We start from the raw sequence: 15,730 nt of genomic DNA on the forward strand, positions 1-15,730 counted from the left end.
TAGCACCTCACCCCGGTGTGCCTCCGGTGCCTGGGGCCCTTCGTCCGGGAATTTCCCCTGCCAACGGGCTCCTACTCAGGCCTCCAGGGTGGTCAGCAGCCGCTGGAGGGAGCTGCCCAGGCCCCAGCGGGCCGCGAGCGCGTCCAGGGCGGCGGGGTCGCGCGGGGCGTGCGGCAGCGCGATGTCCACCTCGGGCAGGGGGACGTCGTCGGCGACCCGGACGACCTTCGGGGCGACCGCGAGATAGGGGGCGGCCTCGGTCAGGCGCTTGCGCTGGGTCAGGGTGAGCTTCGCCTTCGGGTCGTCCACGGCGGCGACGATCCCGGCCAGGTCCCCGAACGCGGCGAGCAGCTTGGCCGCCGTCTTCTCCCCGACGCCGGGGACGCCCGGCAGGCCGTCGCTCGGGTCGCCGCGCAGCAGCGCCAGGTCCGCGTAACCCCGGCCGTCCACGCCGTACTTCTCGCGCAGCCACGCCTCGTCGGTGAGCTGGAGGGTGCCGACGCCCTTGAGCGGATACAGGACACGGATGTCACGGGCGTCGTCGACCAGTTGGTACAGGTCGCGGTCGCCGGTGACGATGTCGACCGGGCCGTCCGCGCGGGCGGTGAACGTGCCGATCACGTCGTCCGCCTCGTATCCGGCCACGCCCACGCGGGCGATGCCGAGCGCGTCGAGCACGTCCTCGATGACCGGGACCTGCGGGGAGAGGGTGTCCGGGACCTCCTCGGCGTCGGGGGCGCCCTCGTGCTCCTCGGCCACCCGGTGCGCCTTGTAGGAGGGGATCAGGTCGACCCGCCACTGGGGGCGCCAGTCCGCGTCCATGCAGGCCACCAGCTTGTCCGGGCGGTGGTCCTTGACCAGGCGGTCGATGAAGTCCAGCAGTCCGCGCACCGCGTTCACCGGGGTGCCGTCCGGCGCCCTGACCGAGTCCGGCACGCCGAAGTAGGCGCGGAAGTACAGGGAGGCGGTGTCGAGAAGCATCAGTCGTCCGGTCACGCTCGCATCATGCCGCACCGCACCGACAGCGGGCCGGTGCGCCGGGCCCGCGGGTGTGACCTGGGACACTTGCGTGTTTGGCTCAAATGCGACCGGGCAGGCGCCGCGCGCCGGAACGAGGCAATTGCTTATCAAGTGACAACTATCCCTCGTCTCCTGCTCCTTGCCGCCTAGCCGAGGGACATGCATGACCGCGAGAATCGAAGCCGAACATCTCTACAAGGTGTTCGGCAGACGACCGGACCGGGCCGTGGAACGGCTCGAACAGGGCGCCGACCGCGACGAGCTGCGCTCGGAGGGCAGCACCGCCGCCGTCATCGACGCCTCCTTCGCCGTCGAGCCCGGGGAGATATTTGTTGTCATGGGCCTGTCCGGCTCGGGCAAGTCCACCCTGCTGCGCACGCTCAACGGACTGCTCACGCCCACCGCGGGCCGGGTCCGCTTCGACGGGCGGGACCTCACCGCGCTCGGCGACCGCGAGCTGCGCGAGGTCCGGGCCGACAAGATCAGCATGGTGTTCCAGCACTTCGCGCTCTTCCCGCACCGCAGCGTCCGTGACAACGCCGCCTACGGCCTGGCCGTGCAGGGCGTGCCCCGCGCCGAGCGCGAACGCCGCGCCGACGAGGCGCTCGCCCTGTGCGGTCTGGCCGGCTGGGAGGACTCCTGGCCCGACGAACTCTCCGGCGGCATGCAGCAGCGCGTCGGCCTCGCCCGCGCGCTCGCCACCGACGCCGACCTGCTGCTCATGGACGAGTCCTTCAGCGCGCTGGACCCGCTGATCCGCCGCGACATGCAGGACCAGCTCCTCGAACTGCAGAAGAAGCTCCGCAAGACCATCGTCTTCATCACCCACGACCTCAACGAGGCCATGCGCCTGGGCGACCGCATCGCCGTCATGCGCGACGGCCGCATCGTGCAGACCGGCACCGCCGAGGACATCCTGCTGCGCCCCGCGGACGACTACGTCGCCTCCTTCATCCAGGACGTCGACCGCTCCCGCGTGCTCACCGCGTCCGCGGTCATGGACACCGAGGTGCGCGGCGACGAGGCCGACTGCGCCTGCGAGACCGCCGCGCCCGGCACACCGTTCACCGAACTGTGCGCGCTCAGCGCCCGGCTGAGCCACCCGGTCGCCGTCGTCGACGCCGACCGCACCCTGGTCGGCGTCGTGCCCGAGAGCCGCCTGGTCGGCTTCCTCGGCGACAAGCAGGGCGGCCCGATCGCCTGCGACCACCCCCGCGACGACAGGAAGGTGACCGCCCGTGCCTAGGCTTCCGCTCGGCGACTGGGTCGACTCCGGGGTCGAGTGGCTGGTCGGCCACCTCTCCTGGCTCTTCGACGCCGTCCGCGCCGTCCTGGAGGGCATGTACGACGGCATCGACGCCGTCCTCACCGCCCCGCAGCCCCTGCTGCTCGCCGGCATCCTCGCCGTGCTCGCCTGGTGGCTGCGCGGACTGCTCGCCGGTGTCCTCGCCTTCGCCGGATTCGCCCTCGTGGACTCCCTCGACCTGTGGGAACGGGCCATGTCCACGCTCTCGCTGGTGCTGGTCGCCACCATCATCGCGCTGGTCATCTCGATCCCGCTCGGCATCTGGGCCGCCCGCTCCCGCGCGGTGAGCGCCACCCTGCGCCCCGCGCTGGACCTCCTCCAGACCATGCCGTCGATGGTGCTGCTCATCCCGGCCATGCTCTTCTTCGGGCTCGGCACCGCGGCCGGTGTCGTCGCCACGCTGATCTTCGCGCTCGCCCCCGGCGTCCGCATGACCGAGCTGGGCATCCGCCAGGTCGACGCCGAACTGGTCGAGGCCGCCGAGGCGTTCGGCACCACACCCCGCGACACCCTGTGGCGGGTGCAGCTGCCGCTCGCCCTGCCCACCATCATGGCGGGCGTCAACCAGGTCATCATGCTCGGCCTGTCCATGGTCGTCATCGCGGGCATGGTCGGCACCGGCGGCCTCGGCGGCGCCGTCAACGAGGCCATCGGCCAGCTCGACATCGGCTACGGCTTCGAGGCGGGCGTCGGCATCGTCGTCCTCGCCATCTACCTCGACCGGGTCACCGGCGCGCTCGGCACCCACCTCTCCCCGCTGGGCCGCCGCGCCGCCGCCAAGGCCCGGCCCACCGCCTGGTCGTACCGGCCGCGCCCGGCCGTCGCCGTCGTCGCGGTGGTCGTGCTCGCGCTGGTCGCGGGCGGGCTCGGGGTCTTCGGGCCCGGCGCCGCCAAGTCCACCGCGTCCGGCACGGACATCGGCCAGGGCAAGGAGATCAAGCTCGGGTACATCCCGTGGGACGAGGGCATCGCGTCCACCTTCCTGTGGAAGGAGCTGCTGGAGCGGCGCGGCTTCAAGGTCAGCGTCACCCAGTACGCGGCCGGCCCCCTCTACACCGGCCTGGCCACCGGCCGCCTGGACTTCGAGACCGACTCCTGGCTGCCCACCACGCACGCCGAGTACTGGAAGAAGTACGGCGACCGGATGGAGGACCTGGGCCACTGGTACGGCTCCACCTCCCTGGAGCTGACCGTTCCGTCCTATGTGAAGGACGTGAACTCCCTGGCCGACCTGAAGGACCACGCCGCCGAGTTCGACGGCCGGATCATCGGCATCGAGCCCAGCGCGGGCATGATGGGCCTGCTCAAGGACAAGGTGCTCGACCGGTACGGGCTCAAGGGCCGCTACCAGGTCGTCGACGGCTCCACCCCGGCCATGCTGACCGAGCTGAAGCGGGCCTACGCCAAGAAGCAGCCCGTGGTCGTCACCCTGTGGTCCCCGCACTGGGCCTACAGCGACTACCGGCTGAAGAAGCTCAAGGACCCGGCCGGCGCCTGGGGCAAGGGCGACGCCGTGCACACCCTCGCCCGCAAGGGGTTCAGCCAGGACAACCCCGAGGTCGCCGAGTGGCTGAAGGACTTCTCGATGACCGAGAAGCAGCTCACCGGCCTGGAGGCCCGCATCCAGAAGGCCGGCAAGGGCAAGGAGCAGGACGCCGTCCGCGCCTGGCTCAAGGAGAACCCCGGGCTGGCCGACACCTGGGCACCGGCCGGCAAGGGCGGGCGGGAAGCCACCGGATGAGGTGAGGGGGCGGACGCCGGCCCGCGTCCGCCCCCGGGAGCCGGTCTCACCACCGTAGAGATCCGGCCAACCACGGAGCGCCATGGACCCCGCCTCGCGGGAACACCTGGGGACGCCCGAGCCTTGAAGCAGGTGAACGCCGCGGAAAGCCGGGGCAGGACCACGCGTCCGGCGGACCGCGGCACTGGCGCGAACCGTGGGGTACTCGCCCTGCGACGGCGCCGGATGTGAGAGGCGCGTGAAACGGTTTGCCGAACGTGCGTAGGGTGCAGACAACTCAGGACAGGGGCGCCCGGCACGGGGCGTCCGGGCAGCCGCGCCACGCGTGAAGGAGGGAGCCGCAGCCATGGGCGACCACAAGGAGCGACAGCCCGTGCGGGTCGGCGCGGCCGTCCGGCGGCGCCGCCGGACGCTCGAACTCACCCTCGCGGTCGTGGCCGAGCGCAGCGGCCTCTCGGTGCCCTTCCTCAGCCAGGTGGAGAACGACCGGGCCCGCCCGAGCCGCACCTCCCTGGAGAAGCTCGCCGACGCGCTGCGCACCACGGCGGTGGAACTCCTCGCCGCCGCCGACCCCGCGTGCAGCGTCGACGTCGTACGCGGTGAGCCGGCCGCCGAGGGCGACTTCACCGCCCGTACCCGCGCCCTGGTGCGCGGCCACCACCAGCTGCACGCCTCCGAGTTCACCGGCGACCACGACGCCGGCCGCGAGTTCCAGCACCGCAACGACGAGCTGATGTACGTGGCCGACGGCGCGGTCGAGATCGAGGCCGAGGGCCGCGCCTACCGGCTCGGCCGCGGCGACACCCTGTACCTGACCGGCGGTGTCCGCCACCGCTGGCGGGCCACCGTGCCGGACACCCGGGTGGTCGTGGTGGCCGTCGCCGAGCACATCGAGGCGGTCCAGGACCGGGCACGGTAGTTCCTGATGCGAGTCGTCTCCCTGGTGCCGTCCCTGACCGAGGCGGTCGCCGTGACGCTGCCCGGTGTCCTCGTCGGGGCCACCGACTGGTGCGAGCGCCCGGCGGACCTCGGTGTCGAGCGGATCGGCGGCACCAAGAACCCCGACACCGCGCGGATCGCCGCCCTCGAACCCGACCTCGTGATCGCCAACGAGGAGGAGAACCGCGCCCCCGACCTCGACGCCCTGCGCGCGGCGGGCGTCCCGGTGCTCGTCACCGAGGTACGGACCGTGCCGCAGGCCTTCACCGAGCTGGAGCGGGTGCTGTCGGCGTGCGGTGCCACGAGCCGGCCCGGCTGGCTGGACCGCGCCGAGCTGGCCTGGGCCGCGCTGCCCGAGTCGCGGCGGCCGCTCAGCGCCGTGGTGCCCGTCTGGCGCCGCCCCTGGATGGTGCTCGGCCGGGACACCTTCGCGGGCGACGTCCTGGCCCGCCTCGGCGTACGGCACCTCCACGCCGATCACGCCGAGCGCTACCCCCGCGTCCCGCTGGACGAGCTGAACGCGGCGGCCCCCGAGCTGGTCGTCCTGCCCGACGAGCCGTACCGCTTCACCGCCGACGACGGCCCCGAGGCGTTCCCCGGCCTGCCCTGCGCCCTGGTCAGCGGACGGCACCTGACCTGGTACGGGCCCTCGTTGCTCGAAGCTCCCCGCGTGCTGGCGGAGGCGCTGGCAGCAGCGCCCCGCTGAGCAGGCCGCGCACGGTACCGGCGGCCGCCGCGGCCCAGGCGAGGAGCAGCAGGGCGTACAGGCCGGCCGCGAGCGCCGCGTACACGTCCAGGCCGGTGTGCCGGGCCAGGGAGGCCGCGCCGGTGACGCACGTGCCGACCGGGAAGGTGAGCCCCCACCAGGTCAGCGCGAACCGCATGCCCCGCCGCCGCGCCCGCACCAGCTGCGCGACGGCGAACGCCAGCCACAGCAGCGCGAAGCCCATGACGGGCACCCCGTACAGCACGGCGAACACCGCAAGGCCCCGGTCGTACGGCGCCGGGACCACGCCCGGCGCCAGGTCCGCGATCGCACCGGTGGCGGTGGTCGACTGGCCCAGCGGGCCGAGGACCAGGAACAGGGCCGGGGTCAGCGCGAGCGGCAGCGGGCCGTGGAGCAGCAGGCGGGCGAGGAGCAGCGGGAGCATCAGCAGCGTGGCCAGCAGGCTCAGCCCGAACAGTGTCAGACAGCCCAGCAGCAGGGTCTCGCGGGGCTGGCCGGGCGGCAGATACGGCACCAGGGCGGGGCCCAGCGCGGCCGACACCATCGGCGCGACCAGCGGTAGCAGCCATACGGGGGTGGCGTCGGCGAGGGTGAGCCGGTGCCGGGTCACCATCAGGTACGGCACCGCCACGGCCGCAGCCAGCCCCAGCGCGGTACCGGCGCTGAACAGAACGGTGTCCAGGGCGACGGCCGCCCGGGTGCCGATCAGGTACCGGCCGGCCGAGAGCGCGCCGCCGCCGACCGCGAGGAGCGCCATGGCGGCGCAGCCGTGGAAGGGGGCCGTCGCCGGGTCGAGGAGGTGGTGACGGGCCTGGTCGCGGTGGTGGCTCCAGTGCAGGGCGCGGGCCGCGAGGAGGGCGAGCAGCAGGAGCAGGGAGAGGACCCACAGAGCGGCGCAGAGCCGGCGGACGGGGGCGGGGAGGACGGCGCCCGCCGAGCCGAGGATCGCCGTGCCCATGACGACGGCGTACCAGTTCGGGCCGAGGTGGCGGAGGCGGGCTGCGGTGACCATGGGACCAGCGTCCCGGCCCGGACCCGGTGCTGACCAGGGAGTCCGTTTCTATGGGGGCATAAGGTGGTCTTATGAGCGAAGAGCAGGCCGGGCGCGGTTCGCTGGCGCACCGGGTGCCCGATCTGGGCGGGCTGGAGCTGCTGCTGGCCGTGGCCCGGCTGGGCAGTCTGGGGGCGGCCGCGCGTGAGCTGGGCATCACCCAGCCCGCCGCCAGCAGCCGGCTGCGCTCCATGGAACGGCAGCTCGGCGTCGCCCTGGTCGACCGCTCCCCGCGCGGCTCCCGGCTCACCGACGCGGGCGCGCTGGTCACCGACTGGGCGCGGCAGGTCGTGGCGGCGGCCGAGGTGTTCGACGCGGGCGCGCAGGCGCTCCGGGCGACACGGGACTCCCGGCTGCGGGTCGCGGCCAGCATGACCATCGCCGAGTACCTGCTGCCCGGCTGGCTGCTCGCGCTGCGCGCCGGCCGGCCGGACACGGCGGTGTCGCTGCTCGCGGGCAACTCGGCCAAGGTCGCCGAACTCCTGCTCGCCGGCGAGGCCGACCTCGGCTTCGTGGAGGGGCTCACCGTCCCCGCGGGGCTGGACTCGGCCGTCATCGCCCACGACCGGCTCACCGTCGTCACCGCACCCGCCCATCCCTGGGCCCGCCGCCCCCGCCCCCTGACGACGGCGGAACTCGCCGCCACCCCCCTCATCCTCCGCGAACGCGGCTCCGGCACCCGCCAGGTCCTCGACGCCGCCCTCGGCACCCCCGCCCGGCCCCTCATCGAACTCTCCTCCACCACCGCCGTGAAGGCCGCCGTGATCAGCGGCGCGGGCCCCGCCGTCCTCAGCGAACTCGCCGTCGGCGAGGAACTCGCCACCCGCCGCCTGATCGGCATCCCGGTGGAGGGGGTCCCGCTGCGCCGGGACCTGCGGGCGGTGTGGCCGACGGGACACCGGCCCACCGGACCGGCGCGGGAGCTGCTGTCGCTGACGCGGAGCTAGGGGGTGTCTCCTCGATCTTCGTGGATCGGCCCGCGGCGTCTGGTGCGGTGCCTCGGCGTGCGGTCGAGTCGTCCTCGTACTGGACGTACTTGGGCGATTCGGCCGTGCGGCGAGGTGCCGTGCCAGGCGTCGCGGGCCCGCGAAGATCGGGGAGACGCCCCCTAGGACCCGGTTCCGCCCGCCGCGGCGACCAGCGCGCGCATCACCCGGTCGTCCGTGCCCATCTCCGGGTGCCACTGGACGCCCAGCGCCCAGCCCGCGGCGGAGGGGAGTTCGACGGCCTCGACCGTGCCGTCGGCCGCGTGGGCGGAGGGGGTGAGGGCGGTGGCGAGGTGCTCGATGGCCTGGTGGTGGTAGGTGGGGACGCTGGTGGCTTCGGGCTGGATGGAGGCGAAGAGGGTGCCCGGCACCGGCTGGACCGGGTGGGCCCCGAAGACGCCGACCGCCTCCGCGTGGCCGTCGAGATGCTGGACGAGGGTGCCGCCCAGGACGACGTTGAGGAGCTGCATGCCCCGGCAGATGCCGAGGAAGGGGACGTGGGCGGCCAACGCGGCCTCGATGAGGGCCAGTTCCCAGGCGTCGCGCTCCGGGGCGGGCGGACCGCAGCGGGGGGAGCGTTCGGCGCCGTAGCGGGCGGGGTCGACGTCGGGGCCGCCCGCGACGACCACGCCGTCCAGTCGGGCCACCACCTCCGGGGCCAGCGCCGGGTCGTCCGGGGGCAGCAGGGCGGACAGGCCGCCGGAACGGCTCACCAGACGGGGGTAGGCGGCGGGCAGGAGGGCCGCCTCCAGTTCCCAGACACCCCAGCGGGCGCCCGCCTCCAGATACGTACTCACACCGATCAGCGGCCGTCCGCCCATGTGCCCTCCAAAGGTGCTCACCCATACCTTTGCAGAGCCGGGGTCAGGCCAGGAAGCCCCGCAGGAGCGCCGCCGTGCCCGCGCAGTGCTCCCGGGCTATCTCCCGCGCCGCGTCCGCGTCCCTCTCCAGCACCGCGTCCACCAGCGCGGTGTGCTGCCGCTGGGAGTGCTCCAGGTTCCTCACCAGCAGCGGGATGCAGTCCAGCAGGTCGTTGACGCCCGCCCGGACCGCCGCGTACTGCGCCGCCAGCGACGGCGAGCCGCACAGCCCGGCCAGCGTCAGATGCAGCAAGGTGTCCCGGCGCCGGTAGTCCGCGAGCGGCGCGTCCCGCGTGTGGTCCAGCGCCCGCCGCAGCCGCACGACGCCCTCCCTGGACAGTCCGTGCGCCGCGCACAGCCCGGCCGCGCCCACCTCCAGCACCTCGCGGAAGCGCAGTACGTCCTCGATGTCGACCTCCGCCGTGCGCCGCCGCAGTTCGCCCTCGCCGGCCCCGTCCGCGCGGCGCAGCACGAACGTGCCGCCGTACCGCCCGCGCCGCGACTCCACCAGACCCTGGTCGTGCAGCACCCGCAGCACCTCGCGCAGCGTCACCCGGCTGATGCCCAGCCGCTCCGCCAACTCCCGCTCGGCGGGCAGCCGTTCACCGTCGCGGACGAGACCGAGCCGGACCACCTGGAGGATCTGCTCCAGCGCCTCCTCGAAGCCGTTGCCCGCCCGCACCGGGCGCAGCACCGCGCCCAGCCGGTCGCTGCCCGCTCCCGGCTCCCGCGCCCCCGCATTCCCGGCCATCCGGTCGCGCCCCCTTCCCAAGCAATGGTTCCCCGCCATACCTTATGGCTCCCCGCCGGACCGCGCGCAGCACGGCCAAAGGAGGCTCTCCCGTGGCAGACCGCACACCCCCGCTGAGTATCGAGGAACTGCGGGCGCTGGTCGCCGGCGGTGAGATCGACACCGTCGTCCTGGCCTTCCCCGACATGCAGGGACGGCTCCAGGGCAAGCGGTTCGCCGCCCGCTTCTTCCTCGACGAGGTGCTCGACCACGGCACCGAGGGCTGCAACTACCTCCTCGCGGTCGACACCGAGATGAACACCGTCGACGGCTACGAGATGTCGTCCTGGGACCGGGGCTACGGCGACTTCGCCATGCGCCCCGACCCGGCCACGCTGCGCCGGCTGCCCTGGCACCCCGGCAGCGCGCTGCTCATGGCCGACCTCGCCTGGGAGGACGGCGCCCCGGTCACCGCGGCCCCGCGCCAGATCCTGCGCCGCCAGCTGGAGCGGCTCGCCGGACTGGGATACACCGCCCAGGCCGGTACCGAGCTGGAGTTCATCGTCTTCCGGGACAGCTACGAGCACGCCTGGGACACCGGGTACCGGGGGCTGACCCCGGCCAACCAGTACAACATCGACTACTCCATCCTCGGCACCGGGCGCGTGGAGCCCCTGCTGCGCCGGCTGCGGAACGAGATGGCGGGCGCGGGGCTCACCGTCGAGTCGGCCAAGGGGGAGTGCAACCCCGGCCAGCACGAGATCGCCTTCCGCTACACCGAGGCCCTGCGCACCTGCGACCAGCACGCGGTGTACAAGACGGGCGCCAAGGAGATCGCCAGCCAGGAGGGGATGGCGCTCACCTTCATGGCGAAGTTCAACGAGAAGGAGGGCAACTCCTGCCACATCCACCTCTCGCTCGCCGACGAGGACGGCCGCAGCGTCATGGCCGGGGACGACGGCATGTCCGAGGTGATGCGGTACTTCCTGGCGGGACAGCTCGCCGCGCTGCGCGACTTCTCGCTGCTGTACGCGCCCAACATCAACTCCTACAAGCGGTTCCAGCCCGGCTCCTTCGCGCCCACCGCCGTCGCCTGGGGCCACGACAACCGCACCTGCGCCCTGCGCGTGGTCGGCCACGGCCCCTCGCTGCGCTTCGAGAACCGGCTGCCCGGCGGCGACGTCAACCCGTACCTCGCCGTCGCCGGACTCGTCGCCGCCGGGCTGTACGGGGTCGAGCAGCGGCTCGAACTGCCCGAGCCCTGCGCGGGCAACGCGTACACGGCCGATTACGCGCACGTGCCCACCACTCTGCGGGAGGCCGCCCAGCTCTGGGAGACCAGCCCGATCGCGAAGGCCGCGTTCGGCGAGGACGTCGTCGCCCACTACGCCAACATGGCCCGCGTCGAGCTGGCCGCCTTCGACGCCGCCGTCACCGACTGGGAACTGCGCCGCTCCTTCGAACGCCTGTGAACAGGCCGTCGCCTGTGAACACCCCTGAACCCGCGAACACCCGTGAACCCGCGAACACCCGTGAACTCGCCGACGCCCGTGAACCCGTGAACGCCCGTGAAAGGTGACACCTCCTTGACGGACCCGCACGAACTCCACGTGGTCAACCCCGCCACCGAGGAGACCCTCGCCACCGTCCCCGCCGCGAGCGCCGAAGACGTGGCCGCCGCCGTCGCCCGCGCCGTCCCCGTCCAGCGCGCCTGGGCCGCCCTCGCCCCCGCCGACCGCGCCCGGCTGCTGCGCCGCTTCGCCGACACCGTCGACGCGCACACCGAGGAACTCGCCCTGCTGGAGGTCCGCGAGGCCGGCCACACCCTCGGCAACGCCCGCTGGGAGGCCGGCAACGCCCGTGATCTGCTGCTCTACGCGGCGGGCGGCGCCGAACGGCTGACCGGCCGCCAGATCCCGGTGCCCGGCGGCTGGAACGTCACCTTCCACGAACCCCTCGGCGTGGTCGGCGTCATCGCCCCCTGGAACTTCCCGATGCCCATCGCCGCCTGGGGCTCCTTCCCGGCGCTCGCCGCGGGCAACGCCGTCGTCCTCAAGCCCGCCGAGACCACCCCCCTCACCGCGCTCCGCCTCGCCGAACTCGCCCTGGAGGCGGGCCTGCCCGAGCACCTCTTCCAGGTGCTGCCGGGACACGGCCACACCGCCGGACGCGCCCTGGTCGACCACCCCGGCATCGCCAAGATCGTGTTCACCGGCTCCACCCGCACCGGACACGAGGTCGCGGAGCGCTGCGCCCGCCTGCTCAAGCCGGTCACCCTCGAACTCGGCGGCAAGAGCCCCAACATCGTCTTCACCGACGCCGACCTGAAGGCCGCCCTCGACCCCTTCTCCTTCCTCGACAACGCCGGCCAGGACTGCTGCGCCCGCACCCGCGTCCTGGTCCAGCGCGAGGTCTACGACGAGGCCCGCGCCTTCCTCGCGGACGCCCTCACCGCCGTGGTCGTCGGCGACCCCGCCGACGAGAAGACGCAGATGGGCCCGCTGATCTCCCGCGCCCAGCTCGACCGCGTCCGCTCCTACGTCCCCGACGGCGCCCCCGCCCTGCGCGGCACCGCGCCGGACGGCCCCGGGCACTGGTTCCCGCCGACCGTGCTCACCGGAGCGGCCCCCGACAGCCCGGCCGCCCGCGAGGAGATCTTCGGCCCCGTGGCCGTCCTGCTGCCCTTCGACGACGAGCGGGACGCGGTCCGGCTCGCCAACGACACCCCCTACGGGCTCTCCGGCTCCATCTGGACCCGTGACCTCGGCCGCGCCCTGCGCGTCTCCGGGGCCGTCCGCGCGGGCAACCTGTCCGTCAACTCGCACTCCAGCGTCCGCTACTGGACCCCGTTCGGCGGCTTCAAGCAGTCCGGACTCGGCCGCGAACTCGGCCCGGACGCCCTGACCGCCTTCACCGAGACCAAGAACGTCTTCCTCAGCACGGAGGGGCCCGCCTAAGTGACCGAGACCGAAGCTCCCGTCTGCCGCCGCCTGGTCGGCCGCACCGCCGTCGTCACCGGAGCCGGCAGCGGCATCGGCCTGGCCACCGTCCGCAGACTCGCCGCCGAGGGCGCCCACGTGGTCTGCGCCGACATCGACGAGGCCGCCGGCAAGGCCGCCGCCGACGGGGTGGGCGGACTGTTCGTGAAGACCGACGTCACCGACCCCGCGCAGGTCGAGGCGCTGTTCCAGGCCGCCCACGACACCTACGGCAGCGTCGACATCGCCTTCAACAACGCCGGTATCTCCCCGCCCGACGACGACTCCATCCTCGACACCGGGCTGGAGGCGTGGAAGCGGGTGCAGGAGGTCAACCTGACCTCCGTCTACCTGTGCTGCAAGGCCGCGCTGCCCTACATGCGCCGCCAGGGCCGCGGCTCCATCATCAACACCGCGTCCTTCGTGGCCCGGATGGGCGCGGCCACCTCGCAGATCTCCTACACCGCCTCCAAGGGCGGGGTGCTCGCCATGTCCCGTGAACTCGGGGTGCAGTTCGCCCGCGAGGGCATCCGGGTCAACGCCCTGTGCCCCGGCCCGGTCGACACCCCGCTGCTCCAGGAGCTGTTCGCCACCGACCCCGAGCGGGCCGCCCGCCGGCTGGTGCACATCCCGCTCGGCCGGTTCGCGCGGGCCGACGAGATCGCCGCCGCCGTCGCCTTCCTCGCCAGCGACGACGCCTCCTTCGTCAACGCCACCGACTTCCTGGTGGACGGCGGCATCTCCGGCGCGTACGTCACCCCGCTCTAGTCGGGCGCGTACCCGGCCCCCTCCCCACGAAAGGTGTACGGTCCCCTTCCCATGCGACAGCTACTCGCCTGGTCCCTCGCCGCGGCCGCCGCCCTCGCGGCCGCCCCCGCCCTCGCCCCCACCGCAGTGGCCGCCGACACCAAGTGCCCTGAGCTGAGTACCAGTTGGTACGGCAGCAACCGCGCCCACCTGCAACAGGTCATCGACGCCCGCGGCACCTGTTCCGGACACCGGGGCGCGGTCGCCGCGTTCGACTGGGACAACACGGTCACCAAGAACGACGTCACCGACGCCACCCTCTCCTGGGCCCTGCGCCACGACGCGCTGCCCCGCCCCGCCCGCTGGAAGGACACCAGCGCCTGGATGACCGAGGCCGGGGACCGGGCGCTCACCGCCGCCTGCGGCACCGGCGCGGGCGTCTCCCTGCGCACCTCCGACCGGCCCGGGTGCACCGACGAGATCGTGGAGATCCGGGAGAAGGGCACCACGATGAGCGGCGCCGCCGCCTTCGCCGGCACCTGGAACCACCGGCGCACCGTCCCGCAGTACGCCTGGGTGCCCCAGCTCTTCGCGGGCCGCACCCCGGCCCAGCTCTCCTCGTACGCGGCCGCCGCCCGCACCGAGGCGCTGGCCGCGCCGGTCGGCGCCACCCGCACCCTGGGCACCCACACCGTCCCGGCCTACGTCCGCTACTACGACCAGCAGCGCGACCTCATCCGCACCCTCCAGCGGGCCGGGTTCCGGGTGTACATCGTCTCGGCCGGCTCCGAACCGGTCACCGAGGTCTGGTCGCGCGGGGTCGGCGTCGACGCCGCGCACACCATCGCCATCCGCTCCGTCCTCGACCACCGAGGCCGCATCACCACCCGCAACGAGGGCTGCGGGGGGACCGGGGTGAACAAGGGTGACGTCATCCCGTACATCGACGGCAAGCGGTGCTGGATCAACCAGGACATCTACGGCATCCACGGGCCCGCCGCCTGGCAGAAGCAGCCGTGGAGGAAGCGGATCGCCCTCGGCGGCGGCGACGCGGACACCGACGTCACCTTCGTCTCCGACGCCACCGGCGCCCACCTGGTCCTCAACCGGAACAAGGCCGAGCTGATGTGCCGGGCCTACGACGACGCGGACGGCCGCTGGGTGGTCAACCCGATGTTCATCGAGCCGCTGCCCCGCAGGACCGACCCGTACCCCTGCTCCACCACCGCCTACAACGCCCCCGACGGCGGCCGGGTCCCCGTGCTCCGCCCGGACGGCTCCGTGGTGCCGGACCAGGCGGACACGGTGTACTGAGGGACCGTCAGAGGAACGTGTGCCCCTCGCCCCGGTAGGTGGGCACGGTCGCGGTGACCGTGTCCCCCTCCACCAGGTGCAGCACGTCGAACCGCTCGCACAGCTCGCCCGCCTTGGCGTGCCGGAACCACACCTTGTCGCCGATCAGCAGATCGTCGGCGGGCGAGCCCAGCAGCGGGGTCTGCACCTCCCCGGCGCCCTCCTGCGGGTCGAAGCGCAGCCCCTGAGGCAGATACGGAACCGGCAGCCGGTCCCGGCCCGCCGCGCCCGACGCCGGATAGCCGCCGCCCAGCACCGTCACCGCGCCCACACCGGGACGCCGGACCACGGGAAGCGCGAACAGGGCGGCCGGACGGCCCGTGAACGACGTGTAGTTGTCGAACAGCCGGGGCACGTACAGCCCCGAACCGGCCGCGATCTCCGTCACCGCGTCCTCGGCCGCCGTGTGCTGCACACTGCCCGTACCGCCGCCGTTGACGAACTCCAGCTCCGGCGCCACCGCCCGCACCGCCCGTACGGCGGCCGCGCGCCGCTCCGCCAGCTCCTTCCGGGCCGCCGCCTGCATCAGCCGGACCGCCCGCGAGCGCAGCGGACGCCCGGCCACCGCGTCACCCACCCCCGCCACATGCCCCTCGTACCCCATGATCCCCACCAGCCGGAACCCCGGACGCCGGGCCACCGACCGGGCCAGCTCGGCCAGTCGGGCGGGGGAGTGCAGCGGGGAGCGGCGGGCGCCCACCCGCACCCGGCCGCCGAACAGCCGCAGCGAGGTGTCCAGCTCCAGGCAGACCCGCACCACCTCCCGCCCTCCGGCGCGGGCGGCGTCGATCAGGTCGAGCTGGGCCACGTCGTCCACCATCACCGTGACCGAGGCGGCCAGCTTGGGATCGGCCGCCAGCTCGGCGTACCCGGCGCGGTCGGCGGACGGGTAGGCCAGCAGCACGTCGTCGAAGCCCGAGCGCGCCAGCCACAGCGACTCGGCCAGCGTGAACGACATGATCCCGGCGAAGCCCTCCCGCGCCAGCACCCGTTCCAGCAGGGCCCGGCAGCGGACCGACTTGGAGGCGACCCGGATCGGTTTCCCGTCAGCCCGGCGCACGAGGTCGTCCGCGTTGGCGTCGAAGGCGGCCAGATCCACGAGGGCGAGCGGGGCTTCGTAGGCGGCGGTGGCCCGGTCGTACCGGGCCCGGTCGGCGGCACGCGCAGTCATGACGGCAGCCTGCCAGACGCGATTACCCGAGGGTAGGGGGATGTTCCGGGCAGATGCCCCGAGGGCGTCGGCCGGTTCCGTCCAGGCCGCCCCTAACCCGTAAAGTGACGCGCACGTACGG

Annotated in this window: 14 protein-coding genes; 9 read left to right on the forward strand and 5 right to left on the reverse strand. The window is 73.6% G+C overall.

The window, feature by feature from the left end; genetic code table 11:
* Positions 1-75: 75 nt before the first annotated feature.
* On the reverse strand, positions 76-996 hold the full coding sequence (locus tag EV284_RS29880; RefSeq protein ID WP_130339670.1) for a 5'-3' exonuclease: 921 nt from the start codon (positions 994-996) through the stop codon (positions 76-78).
* Between the two features lie 187 nt (positions 997-1,183).
* On the opposite strand from EV284_RS29880, the gene EV284_RS29885 reads away from it, so the two are divergent.
* The 4 genes from EV284_RS29885 to EV284_RS29900 all read left to right on the forward strand — a co-directional run bounded on the left by EV284_RS29885 (position 1,184) and on the right by EV284_RS29900 (position 5,712).
* A complete protein-coding gene (locus EV284_RS29885; RefSeq protein WP_130339672.1) occupies positions 1,184-2,266 on the forward strand; it encodes a betaine/proline/choline family ABC transporter ATP-binding protein in 1,083 nt (360 codons plus the stop codon).
* Positions 2,259-4,067 carry an ABC transporter permease/substrate binding protein gene (locus EV284_RS29890; RefSeq protein WP_130339674.1) on the forward strand — a complete coding sequence of 603 codons (1,809 nt, stop codon included), beginning with the start codon at positions 2,259-2,261 and terminating at the stop codon, positions 4,065-4,067. The genes EV284_RS29885 and EV284_RS29890 overlap by 8 nt, the downstream gene beginning before the upstream one ends.
* A gap of 346 nt (positions 4,068-4,413) precedes the next feature.
* On the forward strand, positions 4,414-4,986 hold the full coding sequence (locus EV284_RS29895) for an XRE family transcriptional regulator (protein ID WP_130339676.1): 573 nt from the start codon (positions 4,414-4,416) through the stop codon (positions 4,984-4,986).
* A gap of 6 nt (positions 4,987-4,992) precedes the next feature.
* On the forward strand, positions 4,993-5,712 hold the full coding sequence (locus EV284_RS29900; protein ID WP_130339678.1) for a helical backbone metal receptor: 720 nt from the start codon (positions 4,993-4,995) through the stop codon (positions 5,710-5,712).
* On the opposite strand, the gene EV284_RS29905 is transcribed toward EV284_RS29900, so the two are convergent.
* Positions 5,624-6,745 (reverse strand): TDT family transporter, encoded by a 1,122-nt coding sequence (locus tag EV284_RS29905; protein ID WP_130339680.1) that lies wholly within the window; start codon positions 6,743-6,745, stop codon positions 5,624-5,626. The two genes, EV284_RS29900 and EV284_RS29905, sit on opposite strands and share 89 nt — an antisense overlap.
* A 71-nt stretch (positions 6,746-6,816) precedes the next feature.
* On the opposite strand from EV284_RS29905, the gene EV284_RS29910 reads away from it, so the two are divergent.
* Positions 6,817-7,731 (forward strand): LysR family transcriptional regulator, encoded by a 915-nt coding sequence (locus EV284_RS29910; RefSeq protein ID WP_130339682.1) that lies wholly within the window; start codon positions 6,817-6,819, stop codon positions 7,729-7,731.
* Positions 7,732-7,892: 161 nt separating this feature from the next.
* Here EV284_RS29910 and EV284_RS29915 read toward each other — a convergent pair whose 3' ends face one another.
* Together EV284_RS29915 and EV284_RS29920 are read right to left on the reverse strand one after the other, a co-directional pair.
* On the reverse strand, positions 7,893-8,591 hold the full coding sequence (locus EV284_RS29915; RefSeq protein ID WP_130340055.1) for a gamma-glutamyl-gamma-aminobutyrate hydrolase family protein: 699 nt from the start codon (positions 8,589-8,591) through the stop codon (positions 7,893-7,895).
* 43 nt (positions 8,592-8,634) lie between these two features.
* Positions 8,635-9,381 (reverse strand): FCD domain-containing protein, encoded by a 747-nt coding sequence (locus EV284_RS29920; protein WP_130339684.1) that lies wholly within the window; start codon positions 9,379-9,381, stop codon positions 8,635-8,637.
* Positions 9,382-9,473: 92 nt separating this feature from the next.
* On the opposite strand from EV284_RS29920, the gene EV284_RS29925 reads away from it, so the two are divergent.
* The 4 genes from EV284_RS29925 to EV284_RS29940 all read left to right on the forward strand — a co-directional run bounded on the left by EV284_RS29925 (position 9,474) and on the right by EV284_RS29940 (position 14,399).
* Positions 9,474-10,832 carry a glutamine synthetase family protein gene (locus EV284_RS29925; RefSeq protein WP_130339686.1) on the forward strand — a complete coding sequence of 453 codons (1,359 nt, stop codon included), beginning with the start codon at positions 9,474-9,476 and terminating at the stop codon, positions 10,830-10,832.
* Between the two features lie 114 nt (positions 10,833-10,946).
* Positions 10,947-12,317 carry an aldehyde dehydrogenase family protein gene (locus EV284_RS29930; protein WP_130339688.1) on the forward strand — a complete coding sequence of 457 codons (1,371 nt, stop codon included), beginning with the start codon at positions 10,947-10,949 and terminating at the stop codon, positions 12,315-12,317.
* Positions 12,318-13,106 (forward strand): 3-oxoacyl-ACP reductase, encoded by a 789-nt coding sequence (locus EV284_RS29935; protein ID WP_130339690.1) that lies wholly within the window; start codon positions 12,318-12,320, stop codon positions 13,104-13,106. It begins immediately after the preceding gene.
* A gap of 51 nt (positions 13,107-13,157) precedes the next feature.
* The gene (locus tag EV284_RS29940; RefSeq protein WP_130339692.1) at positions 13,158-14,399 is read left to right on the forward strand and encodes a haloacid dehalogenase-like hydrolase; all 1,242 of its coding nucleotides are present in this window, start codon (positions 13,158-13,160) and stop codon (positions 14,397-14,399) included.
* A 7-nt stretch (positions 14,400-14,406) separates the two neighbouring features.
* Here EV284_RS29940 and EV284_RS29945 read toward each other — a convergent pair whose 3' ends face one another.
* Positions 14,407-15,609, reverse strand: coding sequence for an amino acid deaminase/aldolase (locus EV284_RS29945; protein ID WP_130339694.1), 1,203 nt, complete (start codon positions 15,607-15,609; stop codon positions 14,407-14,409).
* Between the last annotated feature and the right edge of the window lie 121 nt (positions 15,610-15,730).

Source organism: Streptomyces sp. BK022 (genome assembly GCF_004217355.1).
In the GTDB taxonomy this organism is placed as follows: domain Bacteria; phylum Actinomycetota; class Actinomycetes; order Streptomycetales; family Streptomycetaceae; genus Streptomyces; species Streptomyces griseoluteus.

Excerpts from the sequence above, each read along its gene's own strand:
- EV284_RS29885 (WP_130339672.1), top strand. The coding sequence starts at position 1,184 with ATGACCGCGAGAATCGAAGCCGAACATCTCTACAAGGTGTTCGGCAGA.
- EV284_RS29940 (WP_130339692.1), top strand. The coding sequence starts at position 13,158 with ATGCGACAGCTACTCGCCTGGTCCCTCGCCGCGGCCGCCGCCCTCGCG.
- EV284_RS29915 (WP_130340055.1), bottom strand. The coding sequence starts at position 8,591 with ATGGGCGGACGGCCGCTGATCGGTGTGAGTACGTATCTGGAGGCGGGC.
- EV284_RS29900 (WP_130339678.1), top strand. The coding sequence starts at position 4,993 with ATGCGAGTCGTCTCCCTGGTGCCGTCCCTGACCGAGGCGGTCGCCGTG.
- EV284_RS29945 (WP_130339694.1), bottom strand. The coding sequence starts at position 15,609 with ATGACTGCGCGTGCCGCCGACCGGGCCCGGTACGACCGGGCCACCGCC.
- EV284_RS29895 (WP_130339676.1), top strand. The coding sequence starts at position 4,414 with ATGGGCGACCACAAGGAGCGACAGCCCGTGCGGGTCGGCGCGGCCGTC.
- EV284_RS29905 (WP_130339680.1), bottom strand. The coding sequence starts at position 6,745 with ATGGTCACCGCAGCCCGCCTCCGCCACCTCGGCCCGAACTGGTACGCC.
- EV284_RS29920 (WP_130339684.1), bottom strand. The coding sequence starts at position 9,381 with ATGGCCGGGAATGCGGGGGCGCGGGAGCCGGGAGCGGGCAGCGACCGG.
- EV284_RS29910 (WP_130339682.1), top strand. The coding sequence starts at position 6,817 with ATGAGCGAAGAGCAGGCCGGGCGCGGTTCGCTGGCGCACCGGGTGCCC.